Source organism: Streptomyces sp. NPDC051987 (genome assembly GCF_040680735.1).
GTDB lineage: Bacteria > Actinomycetota > Actinomycetes > Streptomycetales > Streptomycetaceae > Streptomyces.
Genome location: NZ_JBFAXI010000039.1, coordinates 18,712 through 35,639 on the forward strand (window position 1 = coordinate 18,712; position 16,928 = coordinate 35,639).

15 protein-coding genes are annotated in these 16,928 nt (G+C 72.4%); 5 read left to right on the forward strand and 10 right to left on the reverse strand.

Annotation, left to right across the window (positions count from 1 at the left end; translation table 11 throughout):
* Window positions 1–25: 25 nt before the first annotated feature.
* The 7 genes from AB0M11_RS21830 to AB0M11_RS21860 all read right to left on the reverse strand — a co-directional run bounded on the left by AB0M11_RS21830 (window position 26) and on the right by AB0M11_RS21860 (window position 8,123).
* Window positions 26–700 (reverse strand): class F sortase, encoded by a 675-nt coding sequence (locus AB0M11_RS21830; protein WP_365707872.1) that lies wholly within the window; start codon window positions 698–700, stop codon window positions 26–28.
* On the reverse strand, window positions 687–1,421 hold the full coding sequence (locus tag AB0M11_RS21835) for a hypothetical protein (protein ID WP_365707874.1): 735 nt from the start codon (window positions 1,419–1,421) through the stop codon (window positions 687–689). The genes AB0M11_RS21830 and AB0M11_RS21835 overlap by 14 nt, the downstream gene beginning before the upstream one ends.
* Before the next feature lie 101 nt (window positions 1,422–1,522).
* Window positions 1,523–2,767, reverse strand: coding sequence for an MFS transporter (locus tag AB0M11_RS21840; RefSeq protein WP_365707876.1), 1,245 nt, complete (start codon window positions 2,765–2,767; stop codon window positions 1,523–1,525).
* A gap of 68 nt (window positions 2,768–2,835) precedes the next feature.
* Window positions 2,836–4,248, reverse strand: coding sequence for a citrate:proton symporter (locus AB0M11_RS21845; RefSeq protein WP_365707878.1), 1,413 nt, complete (start codon window positions 4,246–4,248; stop codon window positions 2,836–2,838).
* Between the two features lie 123 nt (window positions 4,249–4,371).
* Window positions 4,372–6,603: a molybdopterin oxidoreductase family protein gene (locus AB0M11_RS21850; protein WP_365707880.1), complete on the reverse strand. Its 2,232-nt coding sequence runs from the start codon at window positions 6,601–6,603 to the stop codon at window positions 4,372–4,374.
* A 236-nt stretch (window positions 6,604–6,839) separates the two neighbouring features.
* The gene (locus AB0M11_RS21855; RefSeq protein ID WP_365707882.1) at window positions 6,840–7,454 is read right to left on the reverse strand and encodes a TetR/AcrR family transcriptional regulator; all 615 of its coding nucleotides are present in this window, start codon (window positions 7,452–7,454) and stop codon (window positions 6,840–6,842) included.
* Between the two features lie 18 nt (window positions 7,455–7,472).
* Window positions 7,473–8,123, reverse strand: a complete 651-nt coding sequence (locus tag AB0M11_RS21860) for a hypothetical protein (protein ID WP_365707884.1) — start codon at window positions 8,121–8,123, stop codon at window positions 7,473–7,475.
* A 160-nt stretch (window positions 8,124–8,283) separates the two neighbouring features.
* On the opposite strand from AB0M11_RS21860, the gene hmgA reads away from it, so the two are divergent.
* From hmgA to AB0M11_RS21875, 3 genes are read left to right on the forward strand one after another with little or no spacing between them, the layout of a single operon-like run.
* Window positions 8,284–9,645, forward strand: coding sequence for a homogentisate 1,2-dioxygenase (hmgA, locus tag AB0M11_RS21865; RefSeq protein WP_365707886.1), 1,362 nt, complete (start codon window positions 8,284–8,286; stop codon window positions 9,643–9,645).
* Between the two features lie 26 nt (window positions 9,646–9,671).
* Window positions 9,672–10,421: a GntR family transcriptional regulator gene (locus AB0M11_RS21870; protein ID WP_365707888.1), complete on the forward strand. Its 750-nt coding sequence runs from the start codon at window positions 9,672–9,674 to the stop codon at window positions 10,419–10,421.
* Window positions 10,422–10,433: 12 nt separating this feature from the next.
* Window positions 10,434–11,585 (forward strand): type ISP restriction/modification enzyme, encoded by a 1,152-nt coding sequence (locus AB0M11_RS21875; RefSeq protein ID WP_365707890.1) that lies wholly within the window; start codon window positions 10,434–10,436, stop codon window positions 11,583–11,585.
* Window positions 11,586–11,816: 231 nt separating this feature from the next.
* On the opposite strand, the gene AB0M11_RS21880 is transcribed toward AB0M11_RS21875, so the two are convergent.
* The 3 genes from AB0M11_RS21880 to AB0M11_RS21890 form a co-directional block, all read right to left on the reverse strand.
* Window positions 11,817–12,086, reverse strand: a complete 270-nt coding sequence (locus AB0M11_RS21880; RefSeq protein ID WP_352362186.1) for a hypothetical protein — start codon at window positions 12,084–12,086, stop codon at window positions 11,817–11,819.
* A gap of 149 nt (window positions 12,087–12,235) precedes the next feature.
* Window positions 12,236–13,039 carry an anti-sigma factor gene (locus AB0M11_RS21885; protein WP_365707892.1) on the reverse strand — a complete coding sequence of 268 codons (804 nt, stop codon included), beginning with the start codon at window positions 13,037–13,039 and terminating at the stop codon, window positions 12,236–12,238.
* A complete protein-coding gene (locus AB0M11_RS21890) occupies window positions 13,036–13,578 on the reverse strand; it encodes a sigma-70 family RNA polymerase sigma factor (protein WP_365707894.1) in 543 nt (180 codons plus the stop codon). Before AB0M11_RS21890 ends, AB0M11_RS21885 begins: the two co-directional genes overlap by 4 nt.
* Window positions 13,579–13,784: 206 nt before the next feature.
* Between AB0M11_RS21890 and AB0M11_RS21895 the strand changes: the two genes are divergently transcribed.
* Together AB0M11_RS21895 and AB0M11_RS21900 are read left to right on the forward strand one after the other, a co-directional pair.
* Window positions 13,785–15,311: a DUF4331 domain-containing protein gene (locus AB0M11_RS21895; RefSeq protein WP_365707896.1), complete on the forward strand. Its 1,527-nt coding sequence runs from the start codon at window positions 13,785–13,787 to the stop codon at window positions 15,309–15,311.
* 206 nt (window positions 15,312–15,517) lie between these two features.
* Window positions 15,518–16,927 (forward strand): tetratricopeptide repeat protein, encoded by a 1,410-nt coding sequence (locus AB0M11_RS21900; protein WP_365707898.1) that lies wholly within the window; start codon window positions 15,518–15,520, stop codon window positions 16,925–16,927.
* Window position 16,928 lies beyond the last annotated feature (1 nt).

Genomic DNA, 16,928 nt, shown 5'->3' on the forward strand with positions numbered 1-16,928 from the left:
GCGGCGGCCCACGGCCGCCGGCCGCTCACCGGGTCGCGGCCAGGTGGGCGAAGACCACCACGTTGCTGGTGTAGCCGGTCCGCCGGCTGAAGAGGCCCCCGCAGGTGATCACGCGGAGTTCGGGACGCCGGGTCGGGCCGTACACCTCCTGGTCGGGGAAGTCCGCCTTGTCGTAGACCTGCACGCGGTCCACGGTGTACACGGCGGTACGGCCGTCGGCGCGCGCGGCCTCGATCCGTTTGCCCGGCTTCACCTGGGCGAGCGCGGCGAAGACGGCGGGTCCCGTCCTGGTGTCGCGGTGGCCGACGGCGACCGCGAGGCCGGACTCGCCCGGCGTGGCACCGCCCTCGAACCAGCCGACCAGATTCGACTTGTCGACCGGCGGTGTCTCCAACTGCCGGTCCCGGTCCAGCCCGACGCCCACGACCGGCGCGTCGACCCCCAGGAACGGGATGCGCAGCGAGGTCGGCCGGGACCGGGACAGCGGACGGGGCGGCGGTCCGGGCCGGGCCCCGTCGGCCCCGTCCCGGTCCGCTCCCGGGCCGGCCGCCAGGGCGTCCGGCCCGGCCGGCACGGTCGGCCCGCCGTCCCCGCACCACCGGACCACGGCCACCAGGACGATCGCCAGCACGGCCGTCCTGGCGAGGCGGTAGGCGCGGGTCCGGTACCACGGCCTGCGTCTGCGCCTACGCGGCGCCATGCGGGCGGCGGCGGATCAGCCGGACGTACACCACGCCGCCGACGGCGACCAGGCTCACGGCCGTGGCCGCGGCCAGGGGGGAGAACGCGGCCGTCGGGTCGGCGATACCGCCGCCGCCCGCGTGCACCCCGCCCTCGGGGCCGTTGCGGTCGCCGCCCTGGACCCAGGCCGTGTCGTTGCGTTGGCTGTCCTCGATCCGGCCGTTCGGGCCGTCCTGCGCGTTCGGGCCGTTCTGGTCGCTCTGCCCGTTGAGGGGGTTGGGGCCGTTCTGGCCGTTCTGGGCCTGCGCCCCGTCCTGCCTGCCGTCGTGGCAGTTGACGCGGAAGACCTTCTCCTTGGTCGCGCCGTTCACGACCCAGGTGATCCGGTACTGCCCGTCCGCCAGCCCCAGCGGGTCGGTGTGGCCCGCTCCGCCGGCAAGTTGGATGGTGCCGGTGACGCTGGCCGCGGTGGGCAGCGGGGGCTGCGGCGTGATGGTGTAGTCGATCAGGCGGAGGACATCGAAGTTGACGGCGTCGAGGTAGAACTTGCAGACGATCGGGTCGTCCTTCGAGACACCGAAGGGCACGCCCACCCGGTGGAGCCTGATGTCGCCGTTCTCCCCCTGGGCCACCGCGTTCGGCGCCGCCACCCACCACGCACCCGCCGCGGCGAGGGCGGTGAGGACGACGGTGGCGCCCGCACGGGAACCGATGGTGCGTGGATGTGTGAGCGTGGGCATGCAGGCTCCTCCGAGTTAGATGATTTTCATACAAACCGACCTTTCGTCAGGACTGTCACTCATGCACTCCGAGGACCGTGGCAGCCACGGCCGACGCGCTGTCAGATATCGCTCGTGCGGCGCAACGCCGGACGCCCGCGCCGGGTCCGCGGTGCCGGGCCGGCGCCCCCGCCGCGTCCCGCAGCCCCCGGCGAGCGCGCCGCCACCCCCGCCGAGACCAGCAGCAACGCGCCGAGCATCAGGAACGGCGCGGCGGCCCCGGCCACGCCCGCCACCAGCCCCGCCCCGGCGGGCGCGGCCACCTGCCCCAGCCGGTTGCCGGTCAGCCGCAGGGCGAGCGCCGTGGAACGGGCGCCGTCGGGTGCGGCCTGCACCACCGTGGTCATGGACAGCGGCTGTCCCACCCCCAGGCAGAAGCCGAGCGCGCCGAGCACCAGGGCCAGCGCCCACACCGGCACCGGCACCGCGATGCCCGCACACAGCAGGGCCGCCAGGAAACAGGTGGCCGTCAGCAGCAGCGGCCGCCCGAGCAGCCGCAGCAGCGGGGTGAGGACGAGCCGGCAGGCGATCGTCGCCCCCGCCCGCACGCTGAGCAGCACGCCGATCACCGCCGGGGAGATGTCCCGGTGCTCGCCGACCACGGGAAGGTACGCGGTCAGGACGTCGGTCGCGGAGAGGACCGACAGGCTGATCAGCATCCCGGCCGGGACGCCCCGGGCGCGCAGGATGCGGCCCACCGCCACCTGGTCGGCCTCCTCGGTACGGGAGGTGACCGCCGTACGGTCCTCGATGCGCCACAGCGACGCGCACGCGACGGCCCCGCCCGCACCCGCCGCCACGAGGGCCAGCGCGCTGCTGCCCGCCAGGTCGGGGCCGCCGATCAGCGCACCGGCCGCGATCGGCCCGATCAGCTGGCCCAGCGACGCCCCGATGGTGAAGTGGCCGAAGTTGCGGTCCTGTTCGTGCGGCGCCGACTGACGGGCCACCAGGGACTGCGCGCCGATCACGAAGCAGAGGTGGCCGAGGCCCATCACCCCGCTCCACAGGGCCATCGCCCACAGGGAGCCGGCGACTCCGCTGAGCACGCAGCCACCGGATATCAGGACGACGCCGACGGGCAGCAGCGGTGCGCAGCGGCCGTGGTCGGTACGGCGGCCGAGCGGTACGGCGGCGAACAGCGGGAGCAGGGCGTAGACACCGGCGATGACGCCGACGGCCCGTTCGTCGGCGCCGAGGGCGAGGGCCCGGTAGGAGACGGCGGGCCGGGCCATCGACACCGCCCCCTGAGCGAGGCCGAAGGCGATGACGAGACGGAGCAGCCAGCCGCGGTTCCTGGCGGGCGCCATGGTGAGGCCTCCTTGTCCTGGGTCACCTGCTGCCGAGGGGCCATGTCCCCTGCCGCCGGGGTGCCATGTCACACGATCCCGAACAGGATCCCTGCCCCGAGCACCACCAGCGATGTCAGCGCCGCCCACTTCACGACGAAGCGGGTGTGGTCGCCGAACTCGACCTTGGCCATGCCGACCAGGACGTAGACGGCGGGCACGAGCGGGCTGGACATGTGCAGCGGCTGGCCGACGATCGAGGCGCGGGCGATCTCCACGGCGGAGACGCCGTGCGCCTGGCCGGCCTCGGCGAGCACCGGGAGGATGCCGAAGTAGAAGCCGTCGTTCGACATGAAGTACGTGAGCGGGATGCTCAGCACGCCGGTGACGAGGGCCATGTGCGGGCCCAGGGCGTCGGGGATGTTGCCGACGAGCCAGTCGGCCATGTGGTCGACCATGCCGGTGCCCTGGAGAACGCCGGTGAAGACGGCGGCGGCGAAGACCATGCCGGAGACGTTGAGGACGTTCTCGGCGTGGGCGGCGATCCGCGCCTTCTGGGCGGGCATCTGGGGGAAGTTGACGGTCAGGGCCAGGGCGGCGCCCAGCAGGAACAGCACCGGGATCGGCAGCCACTCCATGATCATGGAGGTGAGCAGGGTGACCGTGAGCAGCGCGTTGAACCAGTAGAGCCTGGGGCGCAGGGTCTCCCGGTGCGGGTCGAGGCCCCGGAAGCCGTCGTCCGCCGCCGGCTCCTCGGGGAGTCCCGCGCCGGTGCCGGAGCCCGGACCGGCGGTGCCGGCGCCCGGACCGGCGGTGCCGGAAGCGGCCTTGCCCGCGCCCACGAGGACCGTCTCCTGCTCCTCCACCAGCACCTCGTCCAGCGTCAGCACGCCGAGCCGCCTGCGCTCGCGGCGGCCGAGGACGTAGGCGAGGGCGAAGACGAACAGCAGGCCCATGGCCAGCGCCGGGATCATCGGCACGAAGATGTCGCTCGCGTCCAGCTTGAGCGCGGTCGCGGCGCGGGCGGTGGGGCCGCCCCAGGGCAGGGTGTTCATCACGCCGTTGGCCATCGCCGCCACACCGGTCATCACGACCAGGCTCATCTTCAGCCGCTTGTACAGCGGGTACATCGCCGAGACGGTGATCATGAAGGTGGTGGAGCCGTCGCCGTCGAGCGAGACGATCGCGGCCAGCACGGCCGTGCCGACGACGATCCGCAGCGGGTCGGCCTTGCAGAACCGCAGGATGCCCCTGACGACCGGATCGAAGAGGCCGACGTCGATCATCACCCCGAAGTAGACGATCGCGAACATGAGCATCGCCGCGGTGGGCGCGAGGCTGGTGACGCCGTCGATGACGTAGTCGCCGAGGTGGGCGCCCTTGCCCACGGCCACGCAGAACAGCGCGGGGATCAGCACGAGCGCCGCGATCGGCGACATCTTCTTCAGCATGATCAGGACCAGGAAGGTCGCGATCATGCCGAAGCCGAGGATGGTCAGCATGAGTGGATCACCTAACGTTCGCCCTTGAACTCCCACCAGGGCCGGCGGTGCGGACGACGTTAGGTCGCGCCAAACCTTGTTAACAAGACGTTGACGCGCGAGCAATAAGCGCGAAAGTCCAGGTCACAGGAGTGCGGTCACCTCGATGGGGATGCCGTTGAGAACGGCGTTGCCGGACAGCGGGTCGAGCAGGCTGCCGTCGAGGAGCTGGTTGACGTTGACGCCGGGCGCGGTCGCGGCGTGGCTGAGCCGGGTGCCGGGGCGGTCGTGGCCCCAGCCGTGCGGCAGGCTGACGACGCCGGGCCGGACGCCGTCGGTGACCTCGGCGGGGGTGACGACCTCGCCGCCGGCGCCCTTGACGCGTACGTCGGCGCCGTCGCGCACGCCGAGCCGTGCGGCGTCCTCGGGGTGGATGTGCAGGGTGCAGCGGTTGGTGCCGCCGGTGAGGGCGGGCACGTTGTGCATCCAGCTGTTGTTGGAGCGCAGGTGCCTGCGGCCGACGAGCACGAGCGCGGCGGGGCTGGTGTCGAGGGCCGCGCGCAGCCGGGGCAGGTCGTCGGCGATCGGCCGCGGCAGCAGTTCGACCTTGCCGCTCCTGGTCTTCAGCGGCTGCGGGAGGCGGGAGGTGAGCGGCCCGAGGTCGATGCCGTGCGGGTGGGCGAGCAGCCGCTCCAGGGTGAGCCCGTCGGGACGGACGCCGAAGCCGTCGCCGTAGGGGCCGAGCCGCAGCATCAGGTCGAGCCGGCGCTCGGGCCCGTTCTCCCCGGTGAGCAGGCCGGCGAGTTCCCGCGGGTCCCGGCCGTGCACGGGCGAGTGGGTCTCCTGGACGGCCTTGCCCAGGGTCTGGCCGATGACCATGTCGTCCACGGCGGACGGTTCGGCGCCGTGCATGCCGCCGGCCGCGAGGACCAGCCGGGCCAGGATCTCGGTCTCCGGCATCCTGCCGGGTTCCAGCGGGACGGCGGGGCGGGAGTAGCGGACCTGATTGCGCACGGCGAGGGTGTTGAAGGCGAAGTCGTGGTGCGGGCTCTGCGAGGGCGGCGGCGGGGGCAGCACGACGTCGGCGTGGCGGGCGGTCTCGTTGAGGTAGGGGTCGACGCTGACCATGAAGTCGAGGGACTCCAGGGCCTTGTCGAGGCGGTCACCGTCGGGTGCGGAGAGCACCGGGTTGGTGGCGACGGCGATCAGCGCCCGGATCGGCTCGCCCTGCGCCGTCGCGGTGTCGATCTCCTCGGCGAGCGCGGAGAGCGGCAACTCCCCCTTCGCCTCCGGGTGCCGGCTCACCCGGGAGTGCCAGCGCCCGAGCGCGAAGCCCCGGCCGGGACCGGCGGGGCGCGGGGTCCGGTCGGTGGCGGCCTGCGGGAAGAGCGCGCCGCCGGGCCGGTCGAGGTTGCCGGTGAGGATGTTGAGGACGTCCACGAGCCAGCTGGCGAGGGTGCCGTGCGGGACGGTGCAGCTGCCGATCCGGCCGTACACGGCGGCGGTCGGCGCGGCGGCGAGTTCGCGGGCGAGGACGCGGATCGTCCCGGCGTCCACGTCACAGGCGCGGGCGACCGCGTCCGGGGTGAAGTCGCCCAGCGCGGCGCGGAGTTCGTCGAGGCCTTGGACATGCGGGGCGAGCTGCCCGAGGTCCACCAGGTCCTCCGCGAAGAGGACCTGGGCCATCGCGGCGAGCAACAGGGCGTCGGTGCCGGGCCGGACGGCGATGTGCCGGTCGGCGAGTTTCGCGGTGCGGGTGCGGCGCGGGTCGATGACGGTGAGGGTGCCGCCGCGGGCCCTGAGCGCCTTGAGCCTGCCGGGGAAGTCGGGGGCGGTGCACAGACTGCCGTTGGACTCCAGCGGGTTGGCGCCGATCAGGAGGAGGTGGTCGGTGTGGTCGAGGTCGGGCACCGGTATCGCGTTGGCGTCACCGAAGAGCAGTCCGCTGGAGACGTGCTTGGGCATCTGGTCGACCGTGGAGGCGGTGAAGACGCTGCGGGTGCCGAGGGCGCCGATCAGGAGCTGGGGGTAGAGGCCCCCGGCCACGGTGTGCACGTTGGGGTTGCCGAGCACGACGCCGACGGAGTGGGCGCCGTACCGCTCGACGACCGCCCGCACCCCGGCGGCCACCGTGTCGAAGGCCTCGGCCCAGGTGGCCTCGCGCAGTTCGCCGTCGCGGCGAACGAGCGGGGCGCGCAGCCGGTCGGGGTCGGCGTCGACGGCGCCGAAGGAGGCGCCCTTCGGGCAGATGAACCCCTTGCTGAAGACGTCCTCGCGGTCGCCGCGGGCTCCGGTGACGCGGGTGCCCTCGATGGTGAGGGTCAGACCGCAGGTCGCCTCGCAGAGGGGGCAGACGCGCAGGGCGGTGCGGGGCATGCGGGGCCTCCGGGGGGTGCGGCGAAGTGGGTGGGCTGCCGGACTCGGGGCGAGCATACCGGGCGGTATGCCGAGGGGGGAGGGCCGGCGGTGATTCGCGTGCGGGTCGGCTGCCGCGGGAGGGGGACGGCTGCCGTCGGGAAGGGACGGCTGCCGCGGGTCGCCGTTCGGGTGCGGGCCGTTCGTGGCTGGTGGTGCAGTTCGCCGCGCCCCTTCGGGGCACGTCTTCGGCTGGGTCAGTCGAGCACTCGGGCCAGGTACGCCCGCAGCAGTTCCCGCATCTCTCCGATGATCGCCTCGTCGCCCTCCTGGTCCACCCGGAAGGACAGGTGGACCAGGGTGTCGGCCGTCTCCACGGCCACGAGGAACGTGCGGCGCAGGGCCTCGTCGGGGGTGCGGCCCAGGTAGCCTGCGAGCAGGTCGGTCAGCCGGTCGGCGACCCTGTGGTTGGGTTCGGAGCGGGCGCCGACCGGGATCTGGTTGCCGAAGTCGACGAGGGAGAAGCCGGGGGCGGTGCGCTTCATGGCGAGGTACTCGTCGAGCACCGCGTCCGTCGCCGCCCGCCAGTCACCGTTCGGCGCGTCCTTCAGCCGCTCGGTGACCCGCTCGGAGAACCGCTCCAGGTTGCGCTGGGCGAGGGCGTCGGCCATCTGCCGCTTGTTGCCGAAGAAGCGGTACACCGAGCCGATGGGCACCCCGGCGCGCACCGCGACCGCCCGGGTGCTCAGCTCGTCGTAGCCCACCTCGTCGAGGAGGTCGGCGCAGGCGTCGAGGATCCTGGTCAGCCGTTCGGCGCTGCGGCGCTGCACGGGCGCTTTGCGAAGCGGTGTCGCTGGGGGCACGGACTTCATGATGCCTTTCCGCCGGAATCACGGGAACCTCGCCCCCCGGTACGCAGACGGATGGCACATGCACTCATCTGGCGTCCGTACTGCTCGCGCCGGTGCCGGTGCCGGTGCCGGTGCCGGTGACGAAGGGGAGGCGGACACGGCCGCCGGTGCCGACGAGGTGGCCGTCTCCGTGGCCGACGCGGTGACGTCCGCGGTGCTCTCCACCGGCTTGCCGGCCACGGCCCAGACCGTGCCGTCGTCCGCGTAGAGCCGGGCGGTGATGTGGTGGGTGCCGTGCGGGACGAGACCGGCGGGCAGGTGGTACGCGGCGGCGCGCAGCCGCGCCACCAGGCCGCCGTCCACGAAGAGGCAGGCGAGGCCGCGGCCGGCGACCGCCTTTGCCGCGGTGCCCGCCGGGGAGAACCGGAAGCGGTGCACGTCGAGCCGGACGTCCCAGCCGCCGGCGGCGTCCGGGGTGACCACCGTGTCCACCCCGGGCGCCCGCTTCGGGTCCAGCTCGCGGTAGTGGCTCCCGCTCGCGTCCGTCTCGTCGAGGATCTTGCCCACCGGCGAGGACGACGCCGCCCCCCGCCGCCCGTGCGCCTCCTCCCCGGTCCCGCACCCCGCGGCCGCGACCAGGAGCAGCAGGCAGACCGCGAGCGCACCCGGCAGTACACGCGTCCACGACATGCCCGGAGCGTAGAACAGCGCGCCCGGGACCGGATCCCCCTCAGGTCGGGTTCTCGGCATACCTCGCGAGGATGATCCGGGCCCTCTTGCACCCGGCCCCGCCCAATCCTACGGTGATGCATAGGAATCAGTGGCGGGCCGGCAGGTTCAGGGAGCGATCATGAGCGATGGGGGCATCTCCCGCGCGAGCGTGTCCGAGCGGGAGCGCGGGGCAGCCCGCAAGACCGCAGAGGGGCTGTCGTACCTCTCGGGGTTCGGCAACGAGCACTCCTCCGAGGCGGTGCCGGGCGCCCTGCCCGAGGGCCGCAACTCCCCGCAGCGCGCCCCCCTCGGCCTGTACGCGGAGCAGCTCAGCGGTACGGCCTTCACCGAACCTCGGGCGCACAACCGCCGTTCCTGGCTGTACCGGATCCGCCCGTCGGCCGCCCACCCGGCCTTCACCCGGGCCGCCGGCAACGGGACGCTGCGCACCGCCCCCTTCACGGAGCTCGCCCCGGACCCGAACCGGCTGCGCTGGAACCCTCCGCCCCAGCCGCCGCCCGGCACGGACTTCCTGGGCGGCCTGTGGACCCTGGGCGGCAACGGCGACGCCACCCAGCGCACCGGCATGGCCGTGCACCTCTATCACGCCAACGCCTCGATGGACCGGGTCTTCTCCGACGCGGACGGCGAGCTGCTCGTCGTCCCGGAGCACGGCGGACTGCTGGTGCACACGGAGTTCGGCCTGCTGCATGTGGAGCCGGCACATGTGGCGCTGATCCCCCGCGGGGTCCGCTTCCGTGTGGAGCTGCTGGAGGACACGGCCCGGGGTTATGTGTGCGAGAACTACGGCTCGCCCTTCCGCCTTCCCGACCTCGGTCCGATCGGCGCCAACGGCCTCGCCAACGCCCGGGACTTCCTGGCCCCCGTCGCCGCCTACGAGGACATCGAGGGCCCGGTGGAGGTGGTCAACAAGTTCTGCGGCAACCTGTGGACCGCCACCTATGACCACTCCCCCCTGGACGTGGTGGCCTGGCACGGCACACATGTGCCCTACGTCTACGACCTCCGACGCTTCAATGTGATCGGCACCATCTCGTACGACCACCCCGACCCGTCGATCTTCACGGTGCTGACCTCGCCTTCGGACACCCCCGGCCTGGCCGGCGTCGACTTCGTGGTCTTCGCGCCGCGCTGGCTGGTGGGCGAGAACACCTTCCGGCCGCCGTACTTCCACCGGAACGTGATGAGCGAGTACATGGGCCTGATCGAGGGGGCGTACGACGCCAAGGCCGAAGGCTTCCTGCCGGGCGGCGGATCGCTGCACAACATGATGTCGGCGCACGGCCCGGACCGGGAGACGTTCGACCGGGCGAGCACGGCCGAGCTGACGCCCCAGAAGATGGACGACGGCCTGGCCTTCATGTTCGAGACCCGCTGGCCGGTCACCCTCACCCCGCAGGCGGCGACCGCCGAACACCTCCAGCAGCGCTACGACGACGTGTGGCAGGGCCTGGAACGGCACTTCCGCCCCTTGCACTGAAGATCCCCCACCGGTACGGATGGCCCGTGACCTCCTTCGCCCCGGACTCGATCGTCCTCAACCGCAAGCTGCCGCTCTGGTACCAGGTGTCGCAGTCGCTGCGCGCCTCGATACTCGGCCGCTCGCCCCGGGACCCGCTCCGGCTGCCCACCGAGGAACAGCTCGCCGAGCACTACGGCGTGAGCGTGCTGACCATGCGGCAGGCGCTGAAGGAGCTGGAGGACGAGGGCCTGATCAGCCGGCACCGCCGCCGCGGCACCTTCATCGAGCCGGACGCCCGGCGGGGCACCCCGGTGCGGCTGCTCGGCTCGGTGGACGCGATCGTGGCCCAGCAGTCGGGCATGACGGCCCAGTTGCTGGAGCACCGCGCGGTGCCCGTCGACGGCGAACTCACCGAGTACTTCCCGGACCTCACGGAGGTGGCGTCGTATCACCGGCTGCGCAGCGACGAGCAGACCGGCGAGCCCACCAACCACGCCCGCAACCACGTCCGTCCCGAACTGGCCGCGCGGATCGACCCGGAGGACCTGGCCCGCTGGCCCATGACCAAGGTGCTCCGGGACGTCGTCGGCGCGGACATCAGCCGCATCACGGACACGGTAGAGGCCCGCCTGGCCGACCCGGAGACCGCCCGACTGCTCCAGGTCCCCCTGCTCAGCCCGATCCTGCACTACACGGGCGTCACCTTCGACACCGCGGGCCGGGTCCTGGACCTGGCGGTCATCCACTACCGGGGGGACCGTTTCTCCTTCACCGTCACGCTCGACGCCACCTGAACTCGTCGTACGATGCCGGGCGTGACGCACGACGACGCTCCGCCGCTGGCGGACCTCATGCCGTGGTCCGTCGCACCACTACGGCTCGGCCGGGGGTGGCCGACGGCCCCCGTCCCGGCGGCCCTGAAGTCCCGCTGGGAAGCGCTCCTGAGGGCAGACGGCCCCGACCGCGCGGCCCTGTTCGAGCCGACGCGGTCCCGGACCGTCGACTCGGCGGTACCCCAGCTGCCGGGCCGGCGGACCGGCACGGAGCGGCTGGCGCAGGCCTCGGGCCCGTGCGCGGACCCGGTCCGTGTGCTGGCGGCCCCCTTCGACGAACAGTGGCTGATCCCGGACCACCGGCTGATCGACGCGGCCCGCCCGGAGCTGTGGCGGGTGGCGGACGACCGCCAGATCTTCGCGGTGGAGTCGGCGGAGGGCATGCCGTTGCTGGCGACCTCCCTGCTGCCCACCCTGCGCGCGGGCCGGATCCGCCCGCTGTACCGCCGTCCGGGCGGCGCGGAACCGAACCTGGCGCCGGGGCTGCGGGAACACCTGGCCGACCGCCTGGGCGCGACTCCCGCTCCGGTGGACGTCCTGGCCTGGATCCTGGCGACGGTCCGCGCCGACCACACCGTCCCGCTCACCGGGAGTTCCGACCTGTGGTCCCGCGGTGTGGAGCTGGGGCGCCGCGTGCTGTGGCTCATGCGCCGGGACGGCGAACGCCCCAAGTTGCCGGGCGGCCGCCGCCCCTATGTCCGGGCGCCCCTCCCCTCGCGCCCGCTCAGCCTCCGCTACGACCCCGACGAGGAGACCCTCCACCTCGACGAGGGCCGCATCTCGCCGGTACCGCAGGAGGCCTGGGAGTTCACGATGGGGGACGCGAGGATCCTGCAGACGTGGTTCACGGCACGGACGGCCCCCGCGGAACCCGGCACCCTGTCGGCGATCGGCCCCACGGCCTGGCCGCAGCAGCAGACCTCGGAGCTGCTGGAACTGATCACGGTCCTGACCCTGCTGGCGGACGTCCGCGCGGAGCGGGCCGCCCTGGAGATCACAGTGGAGATCACGGCAGCCGACCTGACGGCTGCGGGTGTGCTGCCGCCTCCGCAGACGTCGCGCAGACCGGCGTCGATCCTGGAGCACACGGAAGAAGGACCGGCGGGTCAACTGACGCTGCTGTGAGTCACCCTGCGCGGCGGGGCGGAGCGGGCCGGTGAAGATGCCGGTGCGCGAGGCGTCGGCCGGGTAGGCCCCCATCGCTGCCGGGCGGGGACGAGGCGTGGATGGGGGCGTGCCCGCGCTCGGACCGCACACCGAGGCGCTGCCGCGTGCCGTGGGGATGACGGACGCCGAGATCGCAGCGCTGCGCCGGAACGGCGTGGCGGCCTGAGCGCGGGCCTGACGGTCAGGCGGTCAGTGCTTGCTGCCGCCGAACAGCGAACGGCGCAGCCGGCGCAGCGGCGCGAAGAGGGAGACACGGCTGACCCGAGCACCCCGGTCGCTGCGTCGCGCGGGTTCGCGCGCGGTCAGCTCACGCATCAGCGACGTCGCCTCGACCGCCTGCTGCTGCGGTATGGCGGGCCCCGCCAGCACCGACAGATGGCGGTCGAGGCGCGAACTGGTCGCACCGCTCCCGCAGGTGATCGCAGGAACCCTCGCCCTGCTGCGTGTTATCTGATCCATGTCACTCCCCACCCGTACGAGTCCACCCGGCCCGGGCAGGGTAACCCTATCGCCCCGATGGGGCACTCGTGTATCGCGGTCACAGGATTCACCTTCCCCGCAAGGGTGTTGACGACCCCTCTTGAACTCGGCTTCAAACTCAGCTTCGACTACTCTCCGAATCCAACCGATTTCAGGGCGAGTTGGACAACCGGCTGGCTGGTGGGCTGCGCCGACCCGCCGGCGGGCTCGACGGTCACCGCGAGTGACGTCGCGGACTTGCTCAATCCCGTGGCGACCAGGGGCGATCCCGCCTCGAAGAGCCCGAGGGAGCGCGGTTGCACACGGGGGCGCATGAGCCAGAGCTGATGCACCCGGCCGTTCGCCGGGGTGCCGTATCCGCTGAGCGTGACGACGGCCTGCCCCTCCGAAACGGAAGCCACCGCTCCGATACTTCGGCCCTGGGGGTCCTGGTAGCTGGTCGCGCGGGCGTCGGTCGCGGCCAGAACGTGGGCGATCTCACGTGACTGGGACCGCGCGGCGTCGAGCTGGTTCTGGGTCCGGTCGGCCTGCACCGCGAACAGCGAGGCGACGACCAGCGCGGCGGCCGCGGTGGCGGTGGCGAACGGCACGAACAGCGGGCGCGGCCGCCGGCGCGGCGGCGGGGGCTGCACGCCCCAGACGTGCGGCGGCAGATTGGGCACGTGCTCCTGCCCGGGAGCCGGCTCCTGCGGGGTGGCGCGTACGGCGGCCAGCACCCGGTCGCGCATCGCGACGGGCGGCGGGGCCGCCGTGGACCAGGCGAGGCGGACCGCGTCCTCGGTCAGCGCCCGGACCTCGTCGGCGCACCGGCCACAGTCCTTCAGGTGCTTCTCGAAGCGCCGCCGTTCCCCGGGGTCCAGGGCGTCAAGGGCGTAGGGCGCGGCCAGCGAATGCAGGTCCTCGCGGTGCAGCAGGCGGCCGACCAGGCTCATGCGGCGCCTCCCAGGCAGTCGCGCAGCCGGGTGAGTCCGTCGCGCATACGGGTCTTGACCGTGCCCAGCGGCAGCTTGAGCCGCTCGGCGACCTCACGGTACGTGTAGCCGTCGTAGTACGCGAGCGTGACGGACTGGCGCTGCAGTGCCGTCAGGCGGTCCAGGCAGCGGCGCACCCACTCGCGCTCCAGGCCGGCCTCCACCGTCTCGGCGACCTGGTCGAAGGCGGGTTCGCCGGAGCGCAGGGCCTCGCGTTGCTCGCGTTCACCGGCTGCGCGGGCGCTGCGCACCCGGTCGACGGCGCGGCGGTGGGCGAGGGTGAGAATCCAGGACAGGGCGCTGCCCCGGCCGGGGTCGAACTTGGCTGCGGAGCGCCAGAGTTCGAGCAGCACCTCCTGGGCCACCTCCTCGGACTGGGCGGGGTCGCGGACCACGCGCCGCACGAGCCCGAACACCGGGCCGGACACCAGTCCGTAGAGGTCCTCGAACGCCTTCTGGTCGCCGCCGGCGACGAGCACCAGCAGTTCGTCCGCCTCCACACCGTTCCCCCTCCTGTGGCCGCACCCGGCCCGTCCTCCCACACCAGGCGTTCGCAACTGACGCACCTCCGGCAGAAGTACGTACGCGAGCGCCCGAAACGCGGGTTGACCAAGAAAAAAAGATTTTTTTCTTCGGACCAATCCAAACGGCCTTCTCGCTCCGTATACCCGTCCGTCAAGCAAGTTGGGACCGAGGGACGGACGGCATGACACCTCTTAACTCCAGGAGCGGCGCGGGGCGCAAGGGCCTTGTGACGCTCATCTGTGGGGCACTGGCCACCGGCGGGATCACAGCCGCCAGCGTCGCCGCGCTGGAACCGGGGGCGGCCTCCGCCTCCTCCCACCGGGAGGCCCCGCTCATCTCGGGCACCCCGCAGTACGACAACACCGACCTGTACGCGTTCGTCAGCCCGGACAAGCCCGACACCACCACGATCGTGTCGGACTACATCCCCTTCGAGGAGCCGGCCGGCGGCCCGAACTTCTACCAGTTCGCGGATGACGCCCAGTACGACATCCACATCGACAACAACGGTGACGCGAAGGACGACCTGATCTTCCGCTACACCTTCAAGACCCAGATCAAGAACAAGAAGACGTTCCTCTACAACACGGGTGTGGTCGACAACCTGACCGACCCGGACCTGAACGTCACCCAGTCGTACAACCTCGACCTCATCAAGCTGAGGAACGGCCGGCAGCAGTACACGACGAGGATCGCCAGCGACGTCCCGGCGGCCCCGTCGGACGTCGGCAAGGCGTCGATGCCGGACTACGCGAAGCTGCGCTCGCAGGCCATCTACAAGACCACGAACGGCGGCGCGACCTTCGCCGGCCAGGCCGACGACCCGTTCTTCGCCGACCTGCGCGTCTTCGACCTGCTGTACGGCGGCAACCTCAGCGAGGTCGGCAACGACACCCTCAAGGGCTACAACGTCAACACGATCGCCCTCCAGGTGCCCAACGACCTGATCCGGCAGTCCGCTTCGCGTCCGACGGTCGGTATCTACGCGACGACCCAGCGCCGGAACGCGCGGGGCTACTACTCGCAGGTCTCGCGCCTCGGCAACCCGCTGGTCAACGAGGTCGTCAACCCGCAGAAGGACAAGGACAAGTTCAACGCGTCCCAGCCCAAGGACGACGCGCAGTTCCTGCGGAACGTCACCAACCCGGAACTGCCCAAGCTGATCCAGCAGATCTACAACATCAAGGCGCCGTCCGAGCCCCGCAACGACCTCGTCAGCGTGTTCCTCACGGGTGTCAAGGGCCTCAACACGCTGCAGCCGCAGGCCGTGCCGTCGGAGATGCTCCGCCTGAACACGTCCATCAAGCCCGCCGCCAAGCCCAAGCGGCTCGGTGTCCTGGACGGTGACAACGCGGGCTTCCCGAACGGGCGCCGGCTCACCGACGACGTGATCGACGAGGCGCTCCAGGTCATGGAGGGCGAACTGGTCGGTTCCAAGAACGACCTGGGCGACGCGGTCGACAAGAACGACAAGAGCTTCGAGAAGTACTTCCCGTACGTGGCCGAGCCGACGTCCGGCTCGCGCGGCAAGATCGCCAAGTCGGCGGCCGGCAGCAGCACGAAGAGCGCGCTGGGCGACGCCCTGACCGGTTCGAGTGACAGCAACACGACGCTGATCGCCGGGTCGGCGGCCGCTGGTGCGGCGGGCGCGCTGCTGATCGGCACCGGGTTCGGCTGGTGGCGGCGGCGGATGCGGCGGCCGTACTAGTCGCCGCCGCGGCAAGGGCGGTCGGGGGTCTGCGGGTCTGCGGGACGGCCGTGGCCGGTCGCGCCCGCGCGACGCGCACACCCGCCGCGGCCCCGCCCCCTACCGGGCGCTCGACGCGCCCCCCATCTACTGGCGCGGCCCGCACTCACCCAATCCCCCACGGTGCGGGCCGCGCCGCCTCGCGCGAACAGCTACTAGGAGAGGGCATGGCCCCGGGTACCAACGACAAGCAGCCCGCCGAGACGAAGGACGACGAACGCGTCACCGCCCTGCGCCGGTTCGCCGCCGCGGGGCGGAACTGGCGGCGGGCGCAACTCGCCGGCTCCGCCCTGCTGATGGCGATCGCGCTGACCGGTGGCGCGATCGCCTTCGGGTCCTCCGGCGACGGCGGCACGGCACCGGTGGCCACGTCGAGCGCGGTGGACCCGGCACTGCTGGCGAGCGGGGACCTCGACACCACGATCGCCTCTCTCCAGGCCCATCTCCGCACCCAGCCGAAGGACTCCGACAGCTGGGCCACCCTCGGCCTCGCCTACGTCGAGCAGGCGCGCACCAAGGGCGACCCGTCCCGCTACCCGCAGGCCGAGAAGGCCCTCCAGCGCGCGCTGCGCATCACCCCGGACAACGACCAGGCGCTGGCCGCCGAGGCCGCGCTCGCCGCCGCCCGGCACGAGTTCGCGCCGGCGCTCGGCTACGCGGACCAGGCCCTGAAGCAGAACCCGTACAACGCCAACGCCCTGTCCTCCCGGATCGACGCCCTGGTGGAACTCGGCCGCTACGGCGAGGCGAGCAAGGCGGCCGACCTCGCCGACCAACGCAAGCCGGGCGTACCGGTGTTCACGCGGTTCGCGTACGTGCGGGAGCTGCGCGGTGACGTGCAGGGCGCCCGGCGGGTGCTGCAGCAGGCCCTGGCCACGGCCACTTCGAAGGGTGACATCTCCTACGTGGCCGCCCAGCTCGGTCTGCTCGCCTGGAACCAGGGCGACTACAAAAGCGCGCTGGACTACTACGCCCGCGCGCTGGCCGCCGACGACACCTACCTTCCCGCGCTGGAGGGCCGGGCCCGCGCCCAGGCGGCGACCGGCGACCGGGCCGACGCCATCAAGGGCATGGAACTGGTCGTCTCCCGCTACCCCCTGCCCCAGCCGCTGGTCGAGCTCGGCGAGCTGTACGAGGACCGGGGCGCCAAGGGCGACCGGGCGAAGGCCGAGAACCAGTACAGCCTCGTCGAGGCCTGGATCGCGCTCGCCCGCGCCAACGGCGTCAACGCCGACCTCGACACCGCCCTCGCCGCCGCGGACCACGGCAACAAGGCCGAGGCGCTGAAGGCCGCGCGCACCGAGTGGTCCCGCCGCCACACCGTGCACACCGCGGACGCGCTGGCCTGGGCCCTGCACGTCAACGGCAAGAACAAGGAAGCGCTGCCGTACGCCCGGCAGTCCACCGCCACCGGTTACCGCAACGCCTCCTTCCTCTACCACCTGGGCATGATCGAGCTGGCGAACGGCCGGAAGGCGGCCGGCCGGGCCGACCTCACCAAGGCCCTCAAGCTCAACCCGGCCTTCTCCCCGTTGGGCGCCCGTGCGGCCCGCAAGGCGCTGGAGGCCTCGAAGTGAA